This is a genomic window from uncultured Cocleimonas sp., from assembly GCF_947495625.1.
Classification (GTDB): Bacteria; Pseudomonadota; Gammaproteobacteria; order Thiotrichales; family Thiotrichaceae; genus Cocleimonas.
The window spans coordinates 1-16,558 of the sequence record NZ_CANLZW010000013.1; the positions used below are offsets into that span (position 1 = coordinate 1).

The 16,558-nt window shown below is 41.3% G+C and carries 16 protein-coding genes and 2 riboswitches; of the genes, 1 reads left to right on the plus strand and 15 read right to left on the minus strand.

Features of this window, described 5'->3' with window-relative positions; genetic code table 11:
• Positions 1 to 246 precede the first annotated feature (246 nt).
• From Q1A31_RS08865 to mnmG, 3 genes are read right to left on the minus strand one after another with little or no spacing between them, the layout of a single operon-like run.
• The gene (locus Q1A31_RS08865; protein ID WP_299875394.1) at positions 247 to 1,278 is read right to left on the minus strand and encodes an MBL fold metallo-hydrolase; all 1,032 of its coding nucleotides are present in this window, start codon (positions 1,276 to 1,278) and stop codon (positions 247 to 249) included.
• Between the two features lie 28 nt (positions 1,279 to 1,306).
• Positions 1,307 to 1,933 carry a 16S rRNA (guanine(527)-N(7))-methyltransferase RsmG gene (gene rsmG, locus Q1A31_RS08870; protein ID WP_299875397.1) on the minus strand — a complete coding sequence of 209 codons (627 nt, stop codon included), beginning with the start codon at positions 1,931 to 1,933 and terminating at the stop codon, positions 1,307 to 1,309.
• A 27-nt stretch (positions 1,934 to 1,960) separates the two neighbouring features.
• Complete coding sequence (mnmG, locus tag Q1A31_RS08875; RefSeq protein WP_299875400.1) at positions 1,961 to 3,850, minus strand: tRNA uridine-5-carboxymethylaminomethyl(34) synthesis enzyme MnmG; 1,890 nt, start codon at positions 3,848 to 3,850, stop codon at positions 1,961 to 1,963.
• A 112-nt stretch (positions 3,851 to 3,962) separates the two neighbouring features.
• Between mnmG and Q1A31_RS08880 the strand changes: the two genes are divergently transcribed.
• A complete protein-coding gene (locus tag Q1A31_RS08880) occupies positions 3,963 to 4,871 on the plus strand; it encodes a hypothetical protein (RefSeq protein ID WP_299875403.1) in 909 nt (302 codons plus the stop codon).
• Positions 4,872 to 4,923: 52 nt separating this feature from the next.
• On the opposite strand, the gene Q1A31_RS08885 is transcribed toward Q1A31_RS08880, so the two are convergent.
• The 12 genes from Q1A31_RS08885 to Q1A31_RS08940 all read right to left on the minus strand — a co-directional run bounded on the left by Q1A31_RS08885 (position 4,924) and on the right by Q1A31_RS08940 (position 16,490).
• The gene (locus tag Q1A31_RS08885) at positions 4,924 to 5,076 is read right to left on the minus strand and encodes a hypothetical protein (protein ID WP_299875406.1); all 153 of its coding nucleotides are present in this window, start codon (positions 5,074 to 5,076) and stop codon (positions 4,924 to 4,926) included.
• A gap of 221 nt (positions 5,077 to 5,297) precedes the next feature.
• Positions 5,298 to 6,437: a PQQ-dependent sugar dehydrogenase gene (locus Q1A31_RS08890; protein ID WP_299875409.1), complete on the minus strand. Its 1,140-nt coding sequence runs from the start codon at positions 6,435 to 6,437 to the stop codon at positions 5,298 to 5,300.
• A 175-nt stretch (positions 6,438 to 6,612) separates the two neighbouring features.
• Entirely contained in the window at positions 6,613 to 6,954 is a 342-nt protein-coding gene (gene yidD, locus Q1A31_RS08895) for a membrane protein insertion efficiency factor YidD (protein WP_299875412.1), read from the minus strand.
• A gap of 46 nt (positions 6,955 to 7,000) precedes the next feature.
• Positions 7,001 to 7,813, minus strand: coding sequence for an ion transporter (locus Q1A31_RS08900; protein ID WP_299875415.1), 813 nt, complete (start codon positions 7,811 to 7,813; stop codon positions 7,001 to 7,003).
• A 136-nt stretch (positions 7,814 to 7,949) separates the two neighbouring features.
• Entirely contained in the window at positions 7,950 to 8,657 is a 708-nt protein-coding gene (locus Q1A31_RS08905; RefSeq protein ID WP_299875417.1) for a VC0807 family protein, read from the minus strand.
• A 247-nt stretch (positions 8,658 to 8,904) separates the two neighbouring features.
• Positions 8,905 to 9,543, minus strand: coding sequence for a nicotinamide riboside transporter PnuC (gene pnuC / locus Q1A31_RS08910; RefSeq protein WP_299875420.1), 639 nt, complete (start codon positions 9,541 to 9,543; stop codon positions 8,905 to 8,907).
• A 27-nt stretch (positions 9,544 to 9,570) separates the two neighbouring features.
• Entirely contained in the window at positions 9,571 to 9,834 is a 264-nt protein-coding gene (locus Q1A31_RS08915; protein WP_131903947.1) for a YkoF family thiamine/hydroxymethylpyrimidine-binding protein, read from the minus strand.
• 35 nt (positions 9,835 to 9,869) lie between these two features.
• Positions 9,870 to 12,014 carry a TonB-dependent receptor gene (locus Q1A31_RS08920; protein ID WP_299875425.1) on the minus strand — a complete coding sequence of 715 codons (2,145 nt, stop codon included), beginning with the start codon at positions 12,012 to 12,014 and terminating at the stop codon, positions 9,870 to 9,872.
• Between the two features lie 75 nt (positions 12,015 to 12,089).
• Positions 12,090 to 12,224, minus strand: a riboswitch (TPP riboswitch).
• A gap of 85 nt (positions 12,225 to 12,309) precedes the next feature.
• Entirely contained in the window at positions 12,310 to 13,059 is a 750-nt protein-coding gene (locus Q1A31_RS08925) for an ATP-binding cassette domain-containing protein (protein WP_299875428.1), read from the minus strand.
• On the minus strand, positions 13,059 to 14,636 hold the full coding sequence (thiP, locus tag Q1A31_RS08930) for a thiamine/thiamine pyrophosphate ABC transporter permease (protein WP_299875431.1): 1,578 nt from the start codon (positions 14,634 to 14,636) through the stop codon (positions 13,059 to 13,061). The genes Q1A31_RS08925 and thiP overlap by 1 nt, the downstream gene beginning before the upstream one ends.
• Before the next feature lie 29 nt (positions 14,637 to 14,665).
• The gene (thiB, locus tag Q1A31_RS08935; RefSeq protein ID WP_299875434.1) at positions 14,666 to 15,670 is read right to left on the minus strand and encodes a thiamine ABC transporter substrate binding subunit; all 1,005 of its coding nucleotides are present in this window, start codon (positions 15,668 to 15,670) and stop codon (positions 14,666 to 14,668) included.
• A 47-nt stretch (positions 15,671 to 15,717) separates the two neighbouring features.
• Positions 15,718 to 15,847: riboswitch (TPP riboswitch) on the minus strand.
• A 106-nt stretch (positions 15,848 to 15,953) separates the two neighbouring features.
• Positions 15,954 to 16,490 (minus strand): TlpA disulfide reductase family protein, encoded by a 537-nt coding sequence (locus Q1A31_RS08940; RefSeq protein WP_299875436.1) that lies wholly within the window; start codon positions 16,488 to 16,490, stop codon positions 15,954 to 15,956.
• Between the last annotated feature and the right edge of the window lie 68 nt (positions 16,491 to 16,558).

Below are 16,558 nucleotides of genomic sequence, written 5' to 3' on the forward strand. Positions count from 1 at the left end.
AGCCATCTGTGCTGTTATGCGTAAAATGCTGCTTGCTATGCATGGCATGTTGAAAGAGAACAAGCCTTTTGATGGTATACGGTTTTATGATTTAGTAGCATCGTGATCCATTAGTTTTTTCTATTCGAAATGGGATTATTTACTTGACGGTGAACAGAGTATCTTTAAGGCACTTTTTTAATAAAAAGTGCCTTAAAGGTGGGGGGTGTCATTTCTATTGAGTTAGGCTGTTCGTTTAGCGCAATATCACTCTAGTTCTAATGATAAATAAACCTGAAATGCATTGCGTCGATTAGCGGCTTCAAAAGCAGGTAATTTTGCGTACTTTGACCAATCTACTTCTTTGTAGGCTTCATCAAAATCAATCATCTCCTCCACGGCAATAGCCATTTTTTCACGCATATAGGCTAAATACTCTCGTGTTAATGTAATTGCTTTTTGCGGGTCTTTTGCCGCAGGGCCATGACCGGGAACCAATGCTGTTACCTGATTGGTTTCCAGACTTTGCAAAGTCTCAAGCCAGTGTTTTGTATGGTTTCCTATAAAGGGCACTCGACCTTCAAACAGGATATCACCGGTAAAAAGCACCTTGTCGTTTTCAACGAATAGGGTTAAATCAGCATCAGAGTGAGCTTTGCCAATGACATTGATGGTGAAATCAATATTGCCGACAGTAAACTTTTCCGTATCATCCAGAATCGTATCGGGTTTGACGATGTAGGTGTTTTCATTCACCCAGGGGTCCAGTGAAAATTGTCTTTCTTCGAGTCGGCTACTGGCAACTTCTGAATCGATATATTCATAAATACCATCTGGCGCAATAATTTCTGCGCCTTGTTCCTTGAATACCTGCAAGCCATAAATATGATCAGCGTGATAATGACTGACAACCACTTTAACGATAGGTTGATCCGTTATTTCACGTATTTTCTGCAGTAGCTTATTCGCTAAAGAAGGTGTTCCCAGCGCATCAAATAACACCACGCCAGCATCTGTGATTACTACTCCAGCATTTGAGATAAAACCCGCATTATCCGTAGCGATACCTGCCTTGCCTTGGACGTAATAGCTGTGTTCGCCAACTTTAACTAGCTTCATATCAACGTCAACATCTGCGTATTTAGACTTTACCGGAGTCGAAGTTTTATCAGAAGCTTCTGCCGCAATGGCATCACTTATAGGCATAAATTTGGTTTTACAATAACTGCCAATGACCACGCTACTAATCACCATTGCGGCAAATAGGTAGAAAACTGAACGTGAGTTTTTTAATTTCATGTTTGGTCCTGTACTTAGTTTAAAGTTTTTACTTACTCATTGTAAATTCAAGTAAGTGACGCTCTCCATCAACAAAAGGAACGGTCATTGAATGTGATTGAGTCAATGTATATTGCTTAGGAATATACTGTAATTCAGCTTCAGGATACTGTCCCTTCATGGCATATAAAATGCCATTTGCAGCAAGTGGTGCTGATGAGCCTTTAAGAAAGTCATACACAGAAGCAAATGCGCGACTAATAATCGCATCGTATTTGATATCAGAATCCCAGCTTTCTATGCGTGCTTGGGCAACCTTGGTATTTTTTAAACCCAACTCAATAATCGCCTGTTGAATAAAACGGGTTTTTTTACCGTTTGTATCGACAGCCATAAACTCACGATCCGGCTGCATAATCGCCAATGGAATCGTAGGCAAACCCGCGCCACTGCCTACATCTAAACAGTTATCGCCTTTAATGAAATCAGCGACCACAAGGCTATCGAATATGTGTAAGGGAATCATATCCTCAACCTCACGAACTGCTGTGAGGTTGTAGGTTTTATTCCAGCGATTAAGCATCTCAACGTATTGTTTAAGTTGCGATAATTGTGCTTCAGTAAGGTGGCAATCTAATTGTTTTAGACCTTGCTCCCAAAGTTGATCTTGCGACACGTATAAGGTTCTCTTTTATGAACTAGTCTAACTAGCTTTCTGATAACGGTGTTTCTTCAAATGCACCATTAGAATAGAAATAGTCGCTGGTGTAATGCCAGGGATACGCGAAGCTTGTCCAATCGTCGTAGGCTTTTGATCTTGTAGCTTTTGTAATGCTTCATTAGAAAGGCCACCTTTGATCGTTGCGTAATCAAAATCATCCGGCAGAACTGTTTCTTCATGATTCTTTTGCTTATCAATTTCTAACTGTTGGCGATCGATATAACCCGCGTATTTAAACTGTACTTCGACTTGCTCCGCAACTTTTGGGTCTTCAACCGCTGGACCAAATTTATCGATAGACATCAAATCAGCATAGCTAACGTTAGGTCTTCTCAATAATTCGTTTAAACGATATTCGCGACTTAAAGAGCCTTTGAAAATACGCTCATTCTGATCTGCGTTTACATCAGCAGGATGTAATACGGTATCGCGTAAACGTTGCATTTCGAGTTCGACTTGCTCGCGTTTGATATTGAATGCGCGCCAGCGTTCTTCATCAACTAAGCCAATCTTGTAACCAATTTCAGTTAAACGTAAATCTGCATTGTCTTCACGCAATAACAGACGATGCTCAGCACGGCTGGTGAACATACGGTAAGGCTCTTGCGTGCCGTGGGTGATTAAGTCATCAACCATTACACCGATATAAGCATCACTGCGTTTCGGGAACCATGAATCTTTACCCTGAACTTGAAGTGCTGCATTAGTCGCTGCAAGCAAACCCTGAGCGCCAGCTTCTTCGTAACCGGTCGTGCCATTGATTTGACCAGCAAAAAACAGTCCATCAATAAATTTGGTTTCAAGCGTTGGTTTAAGATCGCGCGGATCAAAGAAATCATACTCGATCGCATAGCCAGGTCGGGTGATATGCGCGTTCTCAAAACCTTCGATAGAGCGAATAAATTCAAACTGCACATCAAACGGCATACTGGTTGAAATACCGTTAGGGTAGATTTCGTAAGTATTTAAACCTTCAGGCTCGATGAATATCTGGTGACTGTCTTTATCTGCAAAGCGCACAATCTTGTCTTCGATAGAAGGACAATAGCGTGGACCAACACCATCGATGACACCTGAATAAAGCGGCGAACGATCTAGGCTCGCACGAATAATGTCGTGGGTGCGCGAATTGGTGTATGTGATGTGACAAGAAATCTGCTCTGGGTGATCTTCCTTCTTTCCCATGTATGAAAACGTAGGAATAGGAGTATCGCCAGGCTGCTCTTGTAGTTTGCTGTAATCGATACTGCGCGAATCGATACGTGCAGGTGTTCCGGTTTTTAAACGGTCTACTCTAAACGGCATTTCGCGTAAACGATCAGCTAAAGCAATCGATGGTGGATCACCCATGCGCCCGCCGGAATGATTTTCCATACCGATGTGAATTTTACCGCCGAGGAAAGTTCCTACAGTAAGAACAACGGCCTTGGCTTTGAATTTAAGACCCATTTCGGTACTCACACCAACCACTCGATCATTTTCAATAATTAAGTCGTCAACACCTTGCATAAAGATTTGAAGGTTTTCTTCGGCTTCGACCATTTCGCGAATTGCCGCTTTGTACAAAGAGCGATCAGCTTGTGCACGTGTTGCACGAACCGCTGGGCCTTTGCTCGCATTTAGCGTGCGAAACTGGATGCCGCCTTTATCAGCTGCATGAGCCATTGCACCACCCAGTGCATCGATTTCTTTTACGATATGGCCTTTGCCTATACCGCCGATGGCAGGGTTACAACTCATCTGTCCAATGGTTTCAATATTATGGGTGAGTAATAATGTTTTCAGTCCCATGCGCGCAGGCGCAAGAGCAGCTTCAGTGCCGGCGTGACCGCCGCCGATGATAATGACATCGAAAGATTCTGTATAGAACATAGTAGGAGCAGATGTTAAAGTTAATTAGCAGGGCATTATATAGTAAACACTCTTGTTTTGAAAAATACCTTATACTCTCTAATACCTAATCTAGCGCGATTTACGTAAATTCATGAAGCAAAACCATAATAAGAAAATACCAGCAGCGCTGATTGAAACATTGCCAAACGGAATAGCGGCTGAAAATGCCGAATTTATTCCACAACGTTTTGCAGACAGTACCCATGATTTATGGCGTTTGAAATCTACACAGGATAATTATTTTCTGAAAGTGTGCAGCAATACTGAATCGCCTTTCTGGCAGATTATGCAGCAGCTTTTTGGGGTTGATTTACGGGACGATATTGCAAGCTTCAACGCCTTATATGGGCATATTTCATCACTGACCTCATTAAAAATACCTGAACTGATTCAATCCCAAAGCAGCAGGCAACATGGGTCGTATATTTTAACGCCTGAAGTAGATGGTTCAGTCCCGGATAATTCAAAAATCAGCGTTGGAATAGTTGAGCAACTGGCTCAACATCTCGCCAATCTCCATCAAGATCGACAGGATAATTGGGGGTTAATACATCAACCAATATACAAAAGTGGTCATTGGGTACTACGTTTGATTGATACTTTAGAAAAAAGTGCTCATAAGTGGGGGGGTGACAAAACAACAGACAATGCATATCTGAATGCTGCATTAGACGCGTGTAAGCAGTTAAATGTTAATGAATTTGTTCCTATGATGCCTGATTTGCGCTGGGATCAGTTTTTAATCACAAAGAACAATTCCGAATTGATACTGCTAGATCTAGACGCGTTTGTATTGGCTCCGCGAGAACTGGATTTTGTGTTGCTGGAGTATTTGCTAGATCAACAACAATTTGAGTGTTTTGTTGAAGTCTATTCCGAACATCACACTATTCCTGAGCTGAAATATGCGCGTCCTGTTTATCGTTTATTGTTGTTTTATATGGAAGTGCTGGGCGAGCAGGATATTGATAAATGGATGAATGCAGCGCATCGCTTTTAAAAAAGTGGCTTAAAGTAGGGGGGTGACTTAACGGAGAGCCATAATAAATTGGCTATTTAGTCCCCCATATTTTCGCAACCGCACGGTCTGTGCCTAAAGTGCCTATCACTAAACACAGTAAACCACCCAAAAAGAATACTAAAAAAGGGATGATTGCACCCATTAATGAGCTAGCCAATCCGCCAGCAACCGTAACCAATGACAAGAGTATAAATAGACAACCCACTACATTTAATATAGTTCTATGGGATTTTTTGTAATTATAGGGGCCTTCTCCCGACTCAAATAATTTAAGAATAGGGGAAAGTAGTGTTCTAAACGATAATTTCATAAATAGTTTCAGTGATGCAATTGTAAGCCGAATAATACCTAGCGACTTGCAATATTGCGAATGCTAACTGATCGTTTTTTCATGTTGATTCCCACTTATGATTCTGGTGTCAGTCTAAGCAAGCGCCCATTTCTTCCATCTTTCAGAACCCATATTGCGCCTTTAGGTCCTTGTTCAACTTCGCGAATGCGATTGTTCATGTCGAAGCGTTCGACTTCCTGAGCTTGGTCTCCGTCTATTTTAATACGAAGCAACGATCTTGATCGTAGTCCACCAATAAATGCATTGCCCTGCCATTTAGGAAATACCGAACCGGAATATATGATCAGTCCAGAAGGCGCAATCGTGGGCACCCAGTAGGCTTCGGGCGCATTGAATTCTGGGCGCGTGTCATGATCAGGGATGGGAATACCGGAATAATTATCACCCCAGGAAACAATCGGCCAGCCATAATTATCGCCACGAGTCGTCAGGTTTAATTCATCTCCGTCTCTTGGACCCATTTCGTGCGTCCAAAGTTTGCCCTGCTTATCGAAAGAGATACCCAACATGTTTCGATGTCCTAATGACCAGAAAGATTTTGCTAGCTCGCCCTTGTTTTGAAAGGGATTGTCATTTGGTACTGAGCCGTCATCGTTTAATCGAATAACTTTGCCTAAGTTTTGATTCCAGTCTTGTGCCGGTGTTTGTTTTTGTCGATCACCCGAAGTGATGAATAGATATCCATCGGGGCTGAATGCCATTCGATGCGAATAATGACCACTGCCAGTAACTTTGGGTGTCTGTCGCCAAATAACTTCAAGGTTTTCCAGCTTAGGTTTGGCTGCAGGAAGCTGTAGCTTTGCTTTGGCAACAACAGCGCCTTTTTTCCCTGCTGAATCTTGCTCAGCATAGGATAAGTATACCCAATGGTTTTTCTGGTATTGAGGGTGAAGAATAATGTCACCCAAGCCACCTTGACCGCCATAAGCGACTTCGGGTAACCCTGCCACTTTAGTTTTAGAACCATTTTTGAGATTCACTAACAGTAACTTTCCTGCTTTTTCAGTGATCAATAGATTTTCATCTGATAGAAAAGTCATGGCCCAGGGTTGATTGAATTCACCAAAGCTCCCAGCTTCGAGGCTAGAACCTTTATCACTTTTGAAAATATCATCAACAGCGTTGGCGAAACTGCTCAATGAAAACAGAGCGAGTAACAGCGTTAAATTAGTCAGTAAACGAGGTGGTTGCATAATTCTCTCAAGGTTGAAATAGGTTTTTAAGTCCTGAAGACTTCATGTTCTCAGTAAAAATAGACTTCCAAGAAGTCTGTCAGTTCACTTTGGAAATGTTTAAATGTTGTACATGGACAATCTGCTTTAGTGAAATTTAGGTCAGTGCGATACGCATAAGAACGTTTTTATGGTTTTAAGAAAAGATCCCTAAACATGCCCAAAAGCTACATTCACTGCCAATACATAAGTAATGATCATTGTTTTTAGTACTTTTCTTTTTATCTGTGCCCTCTGTATTTTCTGCTTCTTCTTTTTTCTTCTCGGTGGCTAAATGTAAATGCGCGTTTTTACATGCTTTAAACTGGGCAGAAATTTCAGGGAGTAAATTCCTTTGGGGTGAATTTTGAATGATGGAATACACTCTTCTGGAACAAGAACCATTCTGATGTAGTACACCGTAGGCACAACTGAAACGTTTATGAGGTGAAACATATCTTTGGTAGAACGTAATTAAGCTTAAGAAAATTCTTCTCATGTTTGCAGTCCTCTCTTTTTATATTATTTCTCTTTATTTATTTCACTTAATTATTGAATCCCGTGGGATTGTTTTTAATAAGCGCTTTTAGTTCTTTTAACTCATTCCTTATTAATTGAAGCTCATGCTTGGTTGAGTCGTCTGTGATTTGTAGCTCACCAATAATATTTTCTTCTTCGGCTTCTTTCATTTCATTCATGGCATCTACGACGATGGCAATTATTAAATTCACGATAATAAATGTGGCCAGAAAGATAAAGGGCACAAAAAATACCCAGGCTAAAGGATAGGTTTCCATCACAGGGCGAACGATTCCCATCGACCAGGATTCGAGGGTCATGATCTGGAATAGGGTATAAAAGGATTCACCCAGTGTGCCGAACCACTGAGGAAATGTATCGCCAAAAAGCTGCGTTGACATAATCGCGAATATATAGAAAAACAGCGTTAGCAAGCCACCAATGGAGGCAATACCGGGAATCACAGTGACTAAAGCCGTGGTGATTTTTCGCATTTGTGGTACTACAGATACCAGACGCAATAGTCTTAATACTCTTAAAATTCTAAGAATTTCAAATCCGGCACTGGCAGGCACTAAGGAGATAGCAACGATGAAAAAGTCGAATAAGGACCATGCGTCTTTGAAAAATGCTGATCTGTGAATATAAATTCTCAGTGAAACTTCGATAGTGAAAATGCTGATGACAAAGATGTTAAACCATTTAAAAAAACTGCCGTAATTTGCAGCCATTTGCTTCGATGTTTCAAGCCCCATGGTTATACCATTAAGGATAATCAGGCTGATAATGAAGTTCTGAAAGGTGGAGCTTTCGATGAATTTTTTAATAGAGTGATACATGTCTGCAGCGAGCTAAATGTTTAGGTGGGATTGGAACCTTACAACCTTATGTCGCTATAAGGTTCCAGAATCTAAAAGTTTCGAGGGTGTGGTGTCTACTTAACTCAAAAGAGTATGACGAAACCGATTAGAAGAGTTACTTCTCTACGATTTCTGTAGCGAGAATTTCTTCAAAACCAAGCCCGGTAAGGCCATTAATGGTACGCCATAGGTAGTACAAAATCGCCATCATCATAATCATGGATGGGATCGCAATCATCGGGTAACTGTATAAAGTCAGTTGTCCGAGTTCTTCGTTAAAAGCGGTACTACCAGAAGGGCTGGTGACGATCCATTTAGCCAGAACGTAATTCATGATTGCAGAAAAGACAAACGTACCAGCAAACAGGTAATTAGCCTTCATCAAACGGTTTTCAAAGGCAGGTGTGCTGTTGCGTTCTTCGAGGTGTTGTTCGATTTTTTCCACATTCATTATTTTAGGATTGAACAACAGCGTTTTCACTAATGGGTAGCGCGTAAAGGTCGACGCTAATACAGCTATACCAATCACACTGGGGACAGCCGCTTCTTTAATCGCGAGCCATTTGTTGTCTAATTCTAATAAACCAATGCCACCGGTAAGAAGCACGCTGATTAAACCGAGAAGAGCGATGAAGTTAAATTTTCTGTATTTTACTAATTCGAAAATACCCCAGCCAAGTGGAAAGGCTAATGCAATGATGAGTGCGCCAGCTGCACCTAAATCGTTATCGCCACTGAATTTCATCAAAATTACAGAGGGTAAAATGATACTAACTAATAGATCAATTAAGGGGCGAGGCTTATGCTCGGGGGTATTACTCATAGTGGTTGCTTCAAATTAGATTGATTATTGGTTCTATTATATAAAAATAAGGAACTGGATTAATAGTACATCTATTTATTATGGGTATAAATACGGAAAATAACAGTGAGATTATTGATTTTCTAGCATTCAATGAATACTAGAAAAAGTGCCTAGCTCTGCATAAGTTCCTTAGGTCATTTTAAACAGCAAAATGAAAAGTCACTTAAAGTAGGGGGTGACCTAAAGGTTGATCTAATGACTTGAACTACATATAAGGATTTTCAGTGTTTGTTAAATCAGTTTCATCCAATGATTCTTTTAATGAATCACGCCATTCTTTATAGCCATAAACCGCCAGTATCAGATAAACACCAAACATTATAATCGTGACGTAAAAGCCCGTTTGCCAATACAGATAAATAGCTGCGGCATCTATGATTATCCAGTACAGCCAATTTTCCAGAATTTTTTGTGCCATTAACCAGGTATTGATCACAGAAAATACCATCACGGCAGAATCTAAAAAGGGGAGTCGGGTTCCGCTACTGAGGTCGAGATAGTAACCAATGCCAATACTTAAGACGCTGGCGATGACAATATACGCGATATGTTTTTGCCAGCCCCATGTTTTAACTTTGAGAGTATCGTCATTATTACTATGCTTCGTCCACAGCATAAAGCCGTAGATAGCCATCGCCATATAATAGAAATTAAGGATAGCCTGCATGGGAAGTTGGCCTTCCCAAAATAGCACGGTATAAATAAGTGTGCTGACAAATGCCGTTGGCCAGCACCAGATAGACTCTTTCGCTGCCAAGATCACATAGGCGATACCGAGAGTCGTGGCAAAAACTTCCCAGCCAGATAAGGCCAGGAAAGCTTCAACGATAGCATCTGTTGTCATAGCGATCTTCTTTTCAATGAAACGCTATTACCAATCAACTTCTACATCCGCACGGTTAGTGCCAACAAACTTCATTACCATAGCCGAATGAGGCATCGCCGCAAAAACGTCTTTCATTTCTGCAGTAATCAATGCCATCACCGCGTCGTATTCGCCATAAATCTGAGTGCTGAGTTGGTTCTTCTTTACAGTGATCTTCGGGTTTGATTCTAGACCTTTAATAAACGCCAGAATAGGCTCAACGTATTCTTCTTTAAGCGGGTAAAGGCTGATATCTACTGAAATTTCCATAATCTATTCTCTTTAAATATGAGGTTAAATCTAGCTTAAAAGTCCAATGAAACGGTTAAGCCAACAGTGCGTGGCTCGCCTTTTTGGGTGTAAGTTTCAGTAATGTAACCATTGCCTGGATTGTTACCAAAGCTACCAAAACCTCTCACATCATAGTCTTTATCGGTTAGATTTCTACCCCATAAGGTTGCTGTCCAATCACCTTTTTTATAACTCAAGTTAGCGTTTATCAGGCTGTAAGCTTTTGCTCTGGCATTGTGACGATCAGAGAAGTAGAAGCCGTCTTTGCCTTCAAGTGTTACCCCGGCGGTTAATTTTGGTGTGATCGAGTATTCAGCACCCAGAGAGTATTGATAGTTAGGCGCGTGCGCCTGATCTCTTCCTGCCAAATCCAAACCATTGGCGGTACTTTGCGGGTCTGTGTATTCATCAAACTTGGCTTGTAACAGGCCTAGTGAGGTCTTTAAACGCCATTTGTCGTTCACTTTCCAGTCAAGTTCCGCTTCGATACCGTAGTTGCTGCCTTTTGCTGCATTACCGATATAGTCGGTAAAGTCGGTACTACCATCTTCACGAAGTTCAACGATAGAGCTTCTTACCTGCTGGTCTTTACGCTTGGCATAGAAGGCAGTAATACGAGTGGTTAGCGCATCGTGTAAGTAAGATGAGTTAACCCCGACTTCGAAATTCCACAGGTATTCTGTATCAAAATCGAGTAGGTTCTCAGGCAATGTGCCATCGGTATTTACGCCACCCGCTTTGTAACCACGAGAGATACTGGTGCTGGCCAAATGGTTGTCGTTAAGTTCATATTCCAGACCGAGTTTACCGCCATGCAGTGTTTCATCGACATTGATTTTGTTGTCGTTAGAATCGGTGTAATCGGCTTTCCATTTTTCTACACGCAAACCAGTGATGAGCTTAAGTTTGTCGTTGATTTCAGTGTCTAATTGACCATAAAACGCGGTGTTTTCAGTGTCATACTGGCTTAGGAAGTCGCTTTCTAAATAGGTGTACTTGCGCGTTAGTCCTTCCTCTTTTTTGGCATGATATAAGCCCACAACCCAGTCCGTTTTATCATTGAATATTCGTCCATCTTCATTAGAAAGTAGGCGTCCTTCAAGGCTGGTATTTTTGCGGTTACGTAGGTATTCATCGAAAGAACTATATGGATAAAGGTCTTCAGAGAATTGTCCAACATATCCCCAGTCTTCATCATAGCTGTAACCAAGATCTGAATCTGAGTAGCTTGCGCTGGCTTCAAGAGCCACTGAAGAATTGATATCCAGCAATGCTTTTAAAGAGATAGCATCCGTTTTTTGCGTGTCTTTGCCTGGCTCATCACTCAATGTGGTGCGGCTGTTATCAAATGTGAATGCGTCATAGCCGTTATCGATATCAAGATGTAATACTTTTAGGTCGACGGTTAGGTCGTCATTTGCCAGCCATTTAAGGTGTCCGCGTCCGGTAAATTCATCACGGTCTGCTGTGTCATCACGATCGAGGAAATCATTTTCCATGAAGCCATCTGATTGGTTGGTATGCAGTGAGAAACGCCCCAGTAATTTGTCTTTAATTAACGGACCACCAGCTGCTATACCTAGGCTTTGCTTACCGTAGTTGCCTAAGGTTGCTTCAATCTTTCCTGAGCGTTCGTTGGTAGGTTCGGTAGAGTGAATATTGATAATACCAGCCAATGCATTTGCGCCGTATTTAGTGCCTTGTGGGCCACGAATTACTTCTATCTGATCGACATCAAACAGCGTTGCAGAACCACCACTGCGGCTGAAGTCCATACCGTCTATATACAAACCCACAGAAGGGTTGATCGGAGAAATAAACTGGCTGCGTTCACCAATACCACGAATCTGGAAATAACGAGATCGAGATGCGCCGCTTGCCATATTGACATTAGGTGCAGCATTCAAGGTGTCTTCAATATGCTGAGCGCCACGTTTCTTTATCTCTTCTTCAGTTACTACCGAAATACTCGCTGTGCTTTCTTCTAAAGTAGTAGGGCGGAAATCCGCTGTGACGGTCACTTCTTCGAGAACATCAGCGGCGTTTGCGCTAAAGCTTGTTAGCAATGGAGCAAGGACTAGAATTGATGCGGATACACTCGTTAATGCTAATGAAAAACGTGCGGGCAGTTTGGTTTGTGATGGCACTTGAAATGGCATGCTGTACTCCTAAAAATAAAAATGGGATAGGAGACATGCTTGGTAGATTCATAGCTTTAAATGACAAAGCTAGATCGAGAAAGACATTACCTATCCCTACGCTGGTATTATCCAGATCAGGTTCTTAGGGTTTTCCTCACGGAATCTCAGGTTACGTTGAATTTATAAATCATATTAAAATAAATACAACAACCACCCCCAGGCGATGGCGGTTAGTATAGTAGACATTTATAGAAGTGCAAGATTTATGATGAAGGTGCTCATAAAAGACACCCCCCTACTTATAGGCACTTTTTTATATAGAATTGTTAGATCTGGTATCACCAAGATATTGTTTAATCACATCGTCTGAGGAATCCTCCAGCACTTCCGCTGTATTCCCGATGCGATGTATTCTTCCTTGGTTAATAAAGGCCGTACGTTTTGAGGCACGAAAAGCATCTGAGGGTTGATGGCTTATAAGTAGTGCAACCATATTTTGTTCTGCAACCATGGTCTTTAATAGATCGATAATCTCATCTTTCATTGCTGGGCCGAGCGCAGCAAGGGGTTCGTCGAGCAGTAAAACGGTCTGTTTTCTAACGAGTGCTCTTGCTAGGGCTACACGTTGGCGCTGACCACCAGATAGTTCTTTCGGGCGACGTTTGTGTAGATCCGCTAAACCAACGCTTTCTAAGGCATGGTTAATATGCTGTTTCTCATCTTGATTGAGCTTTAACGAGGGTTGAATACCAATAGCAACGTTAGTAAAAACATCGAGATGAGGGAAAAGGTTATTGTCTTGAAAAACAGTTGTGACTGGACGCTGATGGATTTTTAGCGCGGTGATATCTACATTATCAACAAGAATTTTTCCTGCATTTGGTGTGTTAAAACCCGCAATTAAATTAAGTAGGGTCGTTTTGCCTGAACCGCTAGGTCCAATGATGCTTAATATTTCACCTGCTTGAACATCGAGATTGAATAACATCTCTGCTTTATCTGAGTCACTCGAACTACTTGAGTTATTTAAATAACTGAAACTAAGATTATCTACGGTTAGCATTACAAATCCCTCTGCGTTTTACCGCCAATAATTTTCTCTAAAAGCCAGAAAGTGATGAGACTAATCAGCAGCAAGAAAGCTGCAGTAACCGCTGCTTGTGGTATTTGGTAAGCACCTAAACGTTGGTAAAGTAATAACGGTAAAGTTGCTGTTTCCGGGCTGCCAAATAAAGCGATAATACCTAAATCCCCCATGGTGAAAACAGTCACAAGTGCTGCAGATAAGCCCAGCGGTTTTCTTAAAAGAGGAAAGTCTAGATGTTTGAAACGCTGCCAGCCTTTTAAATTCAGGCTGTCGCAAAGTCGTTGATATTTCATTGTGTTTTGTCTGATTTCTGGCCCTAGCGTGCGAATAATAAAGGGAATGCCGAGTAAGCCATTAATAAGAATGACGATCAAAATCGCCCAATCAAAGACGTTGATAAAGTCAGCCAGAAGAATAAAAAGCCCTGTGCCAATTACTAATGGTGGCACCACGAAAATAATAGATCCAGAAAGCAATAACCATTGTGAAAGGTTACTTTTGTTTTGGTAGCTTGCTCGAGCACTGGCATTTAATAAAAACCAGGAGAGTATCAGTGAAATAGTTGCTGCACTCAAACCAATTACTAAACTGAATGCAGTCGCCATCCACAGATTTCTTTCACTGAGTACGCTGATGATTGGGCCTCTTGCTGCATCGATAAAAATAGCGAGAAGAGGGGTGCTTACAAACAATATTGCGAATACGATAAACGTGATTTGTAGTATTTTATCTAACTTGCCAGTTTCGGATTGGTGCTTGGCATTTTTGATATTTAGGTCGGGTTCTACATCTGGTATTTTGTTGAAACGAGAAGCAATTATAGCCACCAGTATAGATAATCCCAATTGTAGTAATGCTAAAACAACCGCCTGTGCAGGATCAAAATCAAATCGTAAAGACTGGTAAATGGCGACTTCTACGGTTGTGCTCTTAGGACCACCACCGAGGGTTAACACGACGGCAAAACTCGTCAGGCACAACATAAAAATCAAAAGTGCGACACTGGGTAAACTCTCGCGTAAGGCGGGCCATTCGATATGTTTCCATTGCTGAGTGCTGTTAAATTTTAACTGTGATGCAATGCGCCAATGTTGCTCGGGTATTTGATTCCAAACGGGTACGAATAAACGCACAGCGAGCGGTAAATTGAAAAATACATGAGCCAGCAAAATGCCAAAAAGCCCGTATAGGTTTGAGCCTATGGGTAACCAGCCAGATTTACCGTAAACTGTAATGATACCTATGACGGCAACCACGGCTGGCACAATTAAAGGCAATCCAAATAAGCTAAGAAAGAAAGAGCGAAAGGGGAAGTTTGGATAACGTGCAAAAGCACGGGATACGATGATCGCCAAAGTGATGCTTAACAGTGTCGAGAGGAATGCTTGCCATAAGCTGAAAAATAAAACTCGGCGAATATAGCTGCTGTTCCAAATCTCACTCAAGCTCGCTGTTTGCTCTCCTGAAAGTGTGCCGCTAGCCAAAAACAGACTAAATAAAGGCACCGTGATAAAAGCAATGACGAACAGCGCAACAAAGATTCCGGCTTTCATGGTTTGTATTGATTATCTAACTGGATAACTTACTGAGCTAAAGCATTCAACCATTCGCTTACCCATGCTTTACGGTTTTTATTCACCTCATCGCTTGAGAAAATAAGGGCTGGTTCTGGATCAATCAGCGTATTAAATGCTTCTGGTAATTCAGATTTGGCCAGTGCAGCGGGATACATCCAGTTCGTTGTTGGAATGATTTTCTGGAATGTTTCGCCTTGAATAAAGCCCAGGAACTTCTTTGCCAGTTCCTTGTTTTTACTCGCAGCGATCATTCCTGCTACTTCAATTTGCTGATAATGACCTTCCGAAAATTTAGCGGCGGCAAAGTTGTTCTTTTCTTCAGCAATCATGTGATATGCAGGTGAGGTGGTGTAGCTTAAAACCAATGGTGCTTCGTCTTTTAAAAATAATCCGTATGCTTCGCTCCAGCCCTTGCTGACAGTCACAATACGCGGTGCTAGTTTTTCCCATGCTTCTTCGGCTTTATCGCCATAGACTTTTTTTACCCACAATAATAAGCCTAACCCTGGGGTGCTGGTTCTTGGGTCTTGAATCAAAATCTTCGGTGAGTCTGGGTTTTCAATCAGTGCTTTAAGACTGGTAGGTGGATTCTTTAACTTGTCTTTGTCATAAACAAAAGCAAAGTAGCCGAAGTCGTAAGGGATAAAATGTGAATTTGTCCATTTTTCAGGCAGTGTCGAATTTTCAAGCGCCATTTCGTGTGGAGCAAAGTATCCAGTTGCTTCTGCATTCGCCATTAAATTGGTATCTAAACCCAAGACGATATCGGCTTTGGTATGCCTGCCTTCGAGCTTCAATCGGCTCAGTAGGGAAACACCGTCTTCTAATGCGACGTATTTTAATTCGCAGTCGCAAACCTCTTCAAAGGCGGTTTTAACTTTTGGTCCGGGCCCCCAATCACTGGTAAAAGAATCGTAGGTATAAACTATTAATGTGGGTTTTTCTGCAGATATTGCACTGCTTAATAAGGGGAACTGAAAGATAAAAATAAACAGGTAAAAAAAACGCATGATTAATCTCCAATAAAACGGAGAGATGCAGAAGTTTTAAACTGCGCTAACAGTTTTAACTCACATCCCTACGCCGGTACTAGCCGGTTCAGGTTCATCGGATCGGTCAGGAAAACTCCATATAACCTCTCAGCCAAACTATTGCTATTACAATAAAAGGCACTCCGTTGAGTTGCTGTAACTATATGTCTAAGTACTTGATGGAGCAAGTTATGCTTAAATCTAGCCCACAAAAAAGCCTTCAATATTGAAGGCTTTTTAATTACAACTCAAAGGAGTTTCGTTATTTTGTTGTATCAACAACTTGAGCTGTTTCCTGTCCAGAATTCTGGGTAATAAACTTCTCTAAAGAAGAAATAGCAACTATACCTGGTTGGGCTGCTACTAGTTTTCCTTCTGGATCAAATAAGATAAAGGTTGGTGTACCTTGAAGTGATTCACCAATGCTTTGCTCCATCCAGATATTCATTTCTACGTAGTTAGTTACCAGATTGGTGAATTTCATGTCGTATTCTGCGATAAAATCTTCAGCGTCTTCAATGCCTCTTACGCCATCCAGAGTGACGCCTATGATACGTGCATTTTTAAGCTTTCCATCAAATTCAACCATTTCTGGCATATGACTACGACATGCAGAACAGGTTGATTCCCAAATCTCTAAGATCGTCCACTTATTTTTTCCAATGTGGTTGTTGATTGAATCTTGCTTACCATTCATATCGGTGAATGCAAATGCATTACTACCAATGATTAGTGCTCCCAACAGCACACTCTTTAATGCTGTCCCAAATATTTTATTTGCTAATGAAAGTCGTATCACAGACAATTTCCTCGTTATATAAATATGTTAACAATACATATTCAATTTTAAAATAAACTTAATTAAAG

Bases quoted from the DNA above. Each gene is read 5' to 3' on its own strand.
- Q1A31_RS08865 (WP_299875394.1), bottom strand. From the start codon at position 1,278: ATGAAATTAAAAAACTCACGTTCAGTTTTCTACCTATTTGCCGCAATG.
- mnmG (WP_299875400.1), bottom strand. From the start codon at position 3,850: ATGTTCTATACAGAATCTTTCGATGTCATTATCATCGGCGGCGGTCAC.
- Q1A31_RS08880 (WP_299875403.1), top strand. From the start codon at position 3,963: ATGAAGCAAAACCATAATAAGAAAATACCAGCAGCGCTGATTGAAACA.
- Q1A31_RS08890 (WP_299875409.1), bottom strand. From the start codon at position 6,437: ATGCAACCACCTCGTTTACTGACTAATTTAACGCTGTTACTCGCTCTG.
- yidD (WP_299875412.1), bottom strand. From the start codon at position 6,954: ATGAGAAGAATTTTCTTAAGCTTAATTACGTTCTACCAAAGATATGTT.
- Q1A31_RS08900 (WP_299875415.1), bottom strand. From the start codon at position 7,813: ATGTATCACTCTATTAAAAAATTCATCGAAAGCTCCACCTTTCAGAAC.
- Q1A31_RS08905 (WP_299875417.1), bottom strand. From the start codon at position 8,657: ATGAGTAATACCCCCGAGCATAAGCCTCGCCCCTTAATTGATCTATTA.
- pnuC (WP_299875420.1), bottom strand. From the start codon at position 9,543: ATGACAACAGATGCTATCGTTGAAGCTTTCCTGGCCTTATCTGGCTGG.
- Q1A31_RS08915 (WP_131903947.1), bottom strand. From the start codon at position 9,834: ATGGAAATTTCAGTAGATATCAGCCTTTACCCGCTTAAAGAAGAATAC.
- Q1A31_RS08920 (WP_299875425.1), bottom strand. From the start codon at position 12,014: ATGCCATTTCAAGTGCCATCACAAACCAAACTGCCCGCACGTTTTTCA.
- Q1A31_RS08925 (WP_299875428.1), bottom strand. From the start codon at position 13,059: ATGCTAACCGTAGATAATCTTAGTTTCAGTTATTTAAATAACTCAAGT.
- thiP (WP_299875431.1), bottom strand. From the start codon at position 14,636: ATGAAAGCCGGAATCTTTGTTGCGCTGTTCGTCATTGCTTTTATCACG.
- thiB (WP_299875434.1), bottom strand. From the start codon at position 15,670: ATGCGTTTTTTTTACCTGTTTATTTTTATCTTTCAGTTCCCCTTATTA.